We start from the raw sequence: 6312 nt of genomic DNA, 5'->3' as shown, positions 1-6312 counted from the left end.
TACCCGTTTCCAGGATCAAGCGTCATGTCGCAGCAGCAGCTCAGCTGGTTTACCGAGGCCCACCAGGCTTCGGGCTCTTCCATCGGTTACCGCGTCGAGCGCCTCCTGCACGCGGAAAAGACCCCGTGGCAGACGATCGAGGTCTACCAGACCACCGATTGGGGCAACCTGATGGTGATCGACGGCTGCGTCATGCTGACCAGCCGGGATAACTTCCTGTACCACGAGATGATGACCCACCCGGCGCTGTTCACCCACGCCCGTGCCAAGCGCGTCGTCATCATCGGCGGCGGCGATTGCGGCACGCTGCGCGAGGTGCTGAAGCACGAGGAAGTGGAGAAGGCCACCCAGGTCGAGATCGACGAGCGCGTCACCCGCCTCGCCGAGGAGTACTTCCCGGAACTGTGCGATTCGAACAACGACCCGCGCGCCGAGCTGCTCTTCATCGACGGCATCAAGTACATGGCTGAAGCCGAGCCGGAATCGATCGACCTGATCATCGTCGACTCGACCGACCCGGTGGGCCCGGCCGAAGGCCTGTTCAACGCCGCCTTCTACAGCAGCTGCTTCAAGGCCCTGCGCCACGGCGGCATCCTGGTCCAGCAGTCGGAATCGCCGCTGGCCCACATCGAGCTGATCAAGTCGATGCGCTCGGCCATGCGCACCGCCGGCTTCAAGGCCGTGCGTACCCTGCCGTTCCCGCAGCCGTGCTACCCCACCGGCTGGTGGAGCTGCACCATGGCCCGCAAGGATGGCGACCTGAGCGGCTTCCGCGAGCGCGGCGCCATCAGCAAGGGCTTCCCGACCAAGTATTACAACGCCGATATCCACAAGGGCGCCCTCGCCCAGCCGGAATTCATGCGCGAGCAGCTGGGCGACTAATCGCCCAGCCGTAGGAGCTCACCCTGTGAGCGACATGTTTTGGGGCGGAGCCTGTGGGCTAGCGCGCCAAGGTTGGTGACTGAGGCGAAGGATGTCGCCCACAGGGTGGGCTCCTACGCAAATAAAAAAGGCGCCCGGAGGGGCGCCTTTTTTATTTGCTGCTTTCGACGTGGGAGGGTTCCCACCCCGCCGGCGCTTCGGCGGGCATGCCGTACGCGCGTAGCGCCGCCAGCACTACGCTCATCTCGGTACCGCCGCTGCGGGCCAGCGCCAGCAGCTTCTGCGCGGTGGCCTTGTCGCCCTGGGCCTGGACGTTGAGCTGCGCGAAGCGCTGCATCTGCCAGATCAGGTTGAGGCGGGCGTTCTTCGCCGACTGCTGGTCGGCCGCGTCGGCCGAGAGCGTCTCGCGCAAGTGCAGGCCCAGCGAGCGGCCGAGCGGGCTGCTGCCCCACTCGAGCACCTTGGCCAGCTTCAGGCAGTCGCCGACGATGGCCGCGTTTTCCTTGTTGGCCTCGCAGAACTTCGCGGTGTTCTGGAAGCCCGGCATCGGCTGCGCGCTGGCCAGGCCGAACACGATCACCATCTGCACGCCGGCAGCACCGGCGCCCTGCAGGGCGTTGAAGGTATCGGGCGGCGGCGGCAGCTGGCTCACCGAATTGGCGAGCGCCTTCATGCTGGCGCCGAGGTAATCGTCGTAGGTCTTCGCGCTCGCGGCCTTCGCCAGATCGGCACGGGCGGCATTGGCGTCACCGTTGTGATCGTCGATGCCCAGCTTCAGCAGCCACACGGCCGCGTTATCCGGCGCCTGCTGCTGCAGCTGGGTCACGGCCTCGGCGTTCGGGCAGGTGCCGGCCTTCGCATCGCAATCGGCCAGGCGGACCCAGGTAACCCGGGGACCGGCATCGGCATTGCGCGAGGCGCGCTCGAGCAGGGCGTGGTAGGTCAGCACCTCGGGCGGGTTGCTGAGCGGGCGCGCCAGCAGGGCGGCACCGAGGAGCGGCTCGGTCTCGGTGCGCAGCGCCAGCACGCTGGCCAGATCCTTCTGGAATTGCAGGAGGGCCTGGGTCTGGTCTTTCTGTGCCTTCAGCTCCGCCTTGGTAGGCGCCTTCTGGGCACCGGGCCAGGGCTCGGCCGCGAGGGTGGGCAGGCAAAACAGGCTGGCAAGGGCCAAGGCCAGGACGCGGCGTCCCCGCATGGGACATCTCCGTGAAATAAAACGACAAGGATACGGCCACAGGATGAACGGAAGCTGCGGCCCTTTGGCTTCACACAGGGGCGACATTGTTACCATCGGACGCAGCGCGGGGGGAACATGCCAGCTAGCGGCCGCATGACCGATGCACCAATCCTGCGATAGAACAGGAGCTTACAATGGATCAATTCGCCACATTCACCAGCGGCTCGGGCGGTTTCTTCGTCGGCTGGGGCACCCTCTCGCTGATCAACGCCGGCCTGGCGCAGGGCAAGAACCGCAGCGGGCTGCTCTGGTTCCTGCTGTCGCTCATCCTCGGCCCCATCGCCACGCTCGTCTTGGTCCTGATGCCCAAGGTTCGTACAAAGCTCTTTTGATCCGCGCCCCGGCCTGTGTAGGCTAGGCCCCTCCCCATGGCAGGTGCTCGCGGATGCTTACGACGCTCGTGGCAAGCAGCAAGGGTGGTTGCGGCAAGTCGACGCTGGTGACGCAACTGGCGTCGTACTGGTCACAGGCCGGCAAGCACGCGGCCATCATCGATGCCGACCGGCAACATTCCAGCTTGCGCTGGGCCGGCCGCCGCCCGGAGAACGTCCCGTCCGTCACCGCCATCGAGGGCAGCCGCAAGGCGTTCGACCGGCTGTCCAACGACATCCAGCGGGTCATGATCGACATGCCCGCCGGCATGGACGAGAAGGACATGGAGCCTTACCTCGAAAAGGCCGATGTCAGCCTCGTGCCGGTCCTGCCCTCCACCTTCGACCTCGATGCGACGCTGGATTTCCTCAAGATCCTGCAAGGCATCGGCCGGGTGAAGCGTGGCAAGCTGCCGGTGGGCCTCGTGGGCAACCGCCTCAAGCCGTGGACCAACGCCAGCCAGCAGGCCATGGCGGAACTTGCCGAGCAGGCGCCGTTCCCCGTGGTCGCCGAATTGCGTGATTCGCAGGCTTACGTCTTGCTCACGGCGCTCGGTAAGGGCATCTTCGACTATCACTCGGAAAACGTGCGCGGCCACCAGGACGACTGGGCGAAACTGCTCCGCTGGATCAAGCGGAGTACCTGAGCGTAAGGGCAACCGCGACGGCAAGATCACGCCACTCACCAGTGGCCTTAGCGGAGGACGGTACCCATGCGCGAACTCATTCTTCTTCGCCATGCCGAGGCGGAAGCCCACGGCAAGGATGGCAAGGACGACCGCGAGCGAAAACTCACCGAACATGGCCGCAACGAGGCGCGCGCCGCGGGCGCCTGGCTGGCCGAACACCATGTGGATTACGACCGCGTGCTCTGCTCACCCTCCGAGCGCACAAAGGAAACCGCCGCGCTGGCCCTGGGCCACGTCGAGCCGGTCTTTGAAGACAGCATCTACGACGCCACGCCGGGCGATCTCTACGACCTGCTCGACAAGCAGGAAGGCGTCGATCGCGTCGTGCTCGTCGGTCACAATCCCGGCATCGAACAGTTGGTAGCCTTCCTCGTCGAGGGCCGCTCCGAGGATTACCGCGGCATGCCACCAGGCGGTATGGCGCGCCTGGCGTTCGATGGCAAGTTCGAGCCCGGCGCCGCCAAGCTCGAGACCTTCTGGTCGCCACCTAACTAGCTTCCGTACGGCGAGTTCCTGATGCGTTACCTGTTGTCGGCGATCGCCACGTTGCTTCTCGCGTTGCCCGCGGCCGCCGCCGACCTGCGCATCGATGCCGCGCGTTCGAAAGCCGAGTTCACGGTGCGCCTGCTCTGGGTAACCACCGTCACCGGCCACTTCGAGGGCATCCGTGGCGACCTCACCACCGATCCAGCCACCGCCACCGCGGTGGTCCGGGCGGATCTCGATACCGAGAACATCAGGATGGAATCCGCGCGCCTGCGCCGGTGGGTGCTGGCGCCGGAATTTTTCGATGCGGAGCACCATCCCCGCATCCATTTCGAATCCTCGCCCACGCCGCTTACCCTGCTCAGCCAGGGCGGCGACGTGGCCGGCCAGCTCACCATCCGCGGCGTCACCCGCCCGGTCACCTTCCGCCTGCTCGCCAACCGTTGCCCGCCCGAGGCGATGCAAGGCTGCGTGCTCCAGCTGCAGGGCCTCATCGACCGTACGGACTTCGGCATGCTCGGCCGCCGCGGTGCGTTGTCCGACCGGGTGAACCTGGGCATGGCCATCGTCCTGTCGCCGTTGTAAAGCCCTTCGCCGGCCCTCCGGCTCACGTGGCGTTGCACCATCTCCCCTATCATGCGCGGCATGCGCCGCCTCCTCGTGTTCCTCGTCCTTGCCGCCTCGCTGGCTTCCGGCGGCTGTTCGCTTTCGACGGCCCGCATCCAGAAAGCCGACGCCGTGGTCGCGCTCACGATCGACCGCCAGGAGACCTGCGCCCAGCCCGACCGTTGCGCGCTACCCTCGCCGCTGATCGATGCCGCACGCGAGGCCAACGGAGCCTCCACGCCGGACAAGCCCGTGCATATCGCCACGCTGCTGGAAGATGGCGAAAGCGCGCTGGCCGCGCGGGTCAACCTGATCCGGGCGGCCCAGCACACGATCGATGTGCAGACCTATATCTGGGAACAGGACGATGCGGGCAAGCTCGTCCTCGATGAACTGATCGGCGCCGCGCGCCGCGGCGTGCGCGTGCGCATCCTGGCCGACCAGCTGTTCTCCTTCCGCGACCCGGGCCTGCTCGCCGGGCTGGCCCGCGCCAGCGACCACATGGAGATCCGGCTGTACAACCCGACCTTCTCCAGCGCGCGCACGCCGCCGCTGGAATTCGCCGCCGGCATCGTCTGCTGCTTCTTCCGCTTCAACCAGCGCATGCACAACAAGCTGCTGGTCGTGGATGACCTGGTCGGCATCACCGGCGGCCGCAATTACGAGGACCGCTACTTCGACTGGGATCCGGTATTCGACTACGTGGATCGCGATGTCATGGTCGGCGGCCCCGTCGCCCGGACCATGGGCGCCAGCTTCGACCAGTTCTGGGACCACAAGCGCGCCGTGCCGCTCACCCACCTGCGCGATGTGAACCGCGAGCTGGTCGCGGACACCGACGACCAGAAGAAGTGGCGGCCCCCGACCTATGACAACCCGGATCGCGTCGCCGAGCTGGTTACCCACGCGGAAGATCCCGAGTGGCTCGATGAACGACTGGTCCGCGGATCGTTGCGCCTCAACCGTGTCGAATACCTCTCCGACCTGCCCGGCAAGACCGACGAGCCGAAGCGGCGCGAGGCGCGTGCGCTGACCCGCAACATCATGGGCCTGGTGCGCAACGCGAAGAGCGAGGTGGTGCTGCAGACGCCGTACCTGGTCATGAGCCGGCCGGCGAAGAAGATCTTCAGCACGTTGCACAAGCAGCCGGATCCGCCGCGCGTCGTGGTCTCCACCAACTCGCTGGCTTCCACCGATGCGTTCGCCGTGTACGCCATGTCGTACAAGCACCGCAAGCGTTACCTGACGGATTACGGCTTCGAGATCTACGAGATGAAGCCGCACCCGACGAACGCGGATCGCGATGCGCTGGAGGGGCAGTCAAACGCGATCGCCGTGCCGCCGGTCAACCGGCCGGTTGGCTCGGGTGGCGGTGGGCGGCGCCTCACGCGCGCGGAGCGCCAGCAGCTGGCGGCGGCGAATGGCCCGTCGGAGAGCACCGGCTTCCTGTCGGCTGGCCGGCGCTATGGGCCCAGCGCACGGCATCGCCCGGCGCCGCTGCTTACCGCGGGCGTGCGCTTCGGCCTGCATGCCAAGTCCATCGTGGTCGACGACACCTTCGCCATGGTGGGCACGCACAACTTCGATCCGCGCTCGGACCACTACAACACCGAGGCGGGCGTGATCATCTACGACAAGCGCTTCGCCGATCGCCTGCGCGGCTCGATCATGCAGGACACCGAGCCCGGCAACGCCTGGGTCATCGGGCCGCGGCAGAAGAAGATCCCGGTGCTGTCGGAGGTCAACGAATTCATCGGCGACGTCTCCGAGCGCCTGCCGTTCTTCGACCTGTGGCCGTTCCGCTACGCCACCAGCTACGACCTCAAGCCAGGCTGCATTCCCATGCGCTGGACGGACCCCAAGTTCTTCGAATGCTACGAGCCGGTCGGGGATTTCCCCGAGGTCGATGTGTCGCTGAAGATGATCTACACCCGGATGATCACGGCGTTTGGCTCGGCGTCGTCAGGGATCCTGTAGCTCCGCCGTAGGAGCCCACCCTGTGGGCGACATCTTTCGCGACACCCCATCATGACCGCGTGGC

The 6312-nt window shown here is 66.4% G+C and carries 7 protein-coding genes; 6 read left to right on the top strand and 1 reads right to left on the bottom strand.

Annotated elements, in window-relative coordinates:
- The first annotated feature begins 24 nt into the window (after positions 1-24).
- Entirely contained in the window at positions 25-882 is an 858-nt protein-coding gene (speE, locus tag ACTHLF_RS17005; RefSeq protein WP_440328811.1) for a polyamine aminopropyltransferase, read from the top strand.
- A 151-nt stretch (positions 883-1033) separates the two neighbouring features.
- On the opposite strand, the gene ACTHLF_RS17000 is transcribed toward speE, so the two are convergent.
- The gene (locus ACTHLF_RS17000; protein WP_440328809.1) at positions 1034-2077 is read right to left on the bottom strand and encodes a hypothetical protein; all 1044 of its coding nucleotides are present in this window, start codon (positions 2075-2077) and stop codon (positions 1034-1036) included.
- Between the two features lie 176 nt (positions 2078-2253).
- Between ACTHLF_RS17000 and ACTHLF_RS16995 the strand changes: the two genes are divergently transcribed.
- The 5 genes from ACTHLF_RS16995 (at position 2254) to ACTHLF_RS16975 (ending at position 6248) form a co-directional block, all read left to right on the top strand.
- Positions 2254-2451 (top strand): antitermination protein NusB, encoded by a 198-nt coding sequence (locus ACTHLF_RS16995; RefSeq protein ID WP_440328808.1) that lies wholly within the window; start codon positions 2254-2256, stop codon positions 2449-2451.
- Positions 2452-2504: 53 nt separating this feature from the next.
- The gene (locus tag ACTHLF_RS16990; RefSeq protein WP_440328806.1) at positions 2505-3137 is read left to right on the top strand and encodes a nucleotide-binding protein; all 633 of its coding nucleotides are present in this window, start codon (positions 2505-2507) and stop codon (positions 3135-3137) included.
- A gap of 66 nt (positions 3138-3203) precedes the next feature.
- Positions 3204-3674, top strand: a complete 471-nt coding sequence (locus tag ACTHLF_RS16985) for a SixA phosphatase family protein (protein WP_440328804.1) — start codon at positions 3204-3206, stop codon at positions 3672-3674.
- Positions 3675-3695: 21 nt separating this feature from the next.
- Entirely contained in the window at positions 3696-4250 is a 555-nt protein-coding gene (locus ACTHLF_RS16980; protein ID WP_440328803.1) for a YceI family protein, read from the top strand.
- A gap of 60 nt (positions 4251-4310) precedes the next feature.
- Positions 4311-6248 carry a phospholipase D family protein gene (locus tag ACTHLF_RS16975; RefSeq protein ID WP_440328801.1) on the top strand — a complete coding sequence of 646 codons (1938 nt, stop codon included), beginning with the start codon at positions 4311-4313 and terminating at the stop codon, positions 6246-6248.
- Positions 6249-6312: the final 64 nt, after the last annotated feature.

It is taken from the genome of Luteibacter sp. (assembly GCF_051958795.1).
Classification (GTDB): Bacteria; Pseudomonadota; Gammaproteobacteria; order Xanthomonadales; family Rhodanobacteraceae; genus Luteibacter.
The sequence above is the reverse complement of the archived record's forward strand: the minus strand, read 5'-3'. Positions and strand labels throughout refer to the sequence as shown.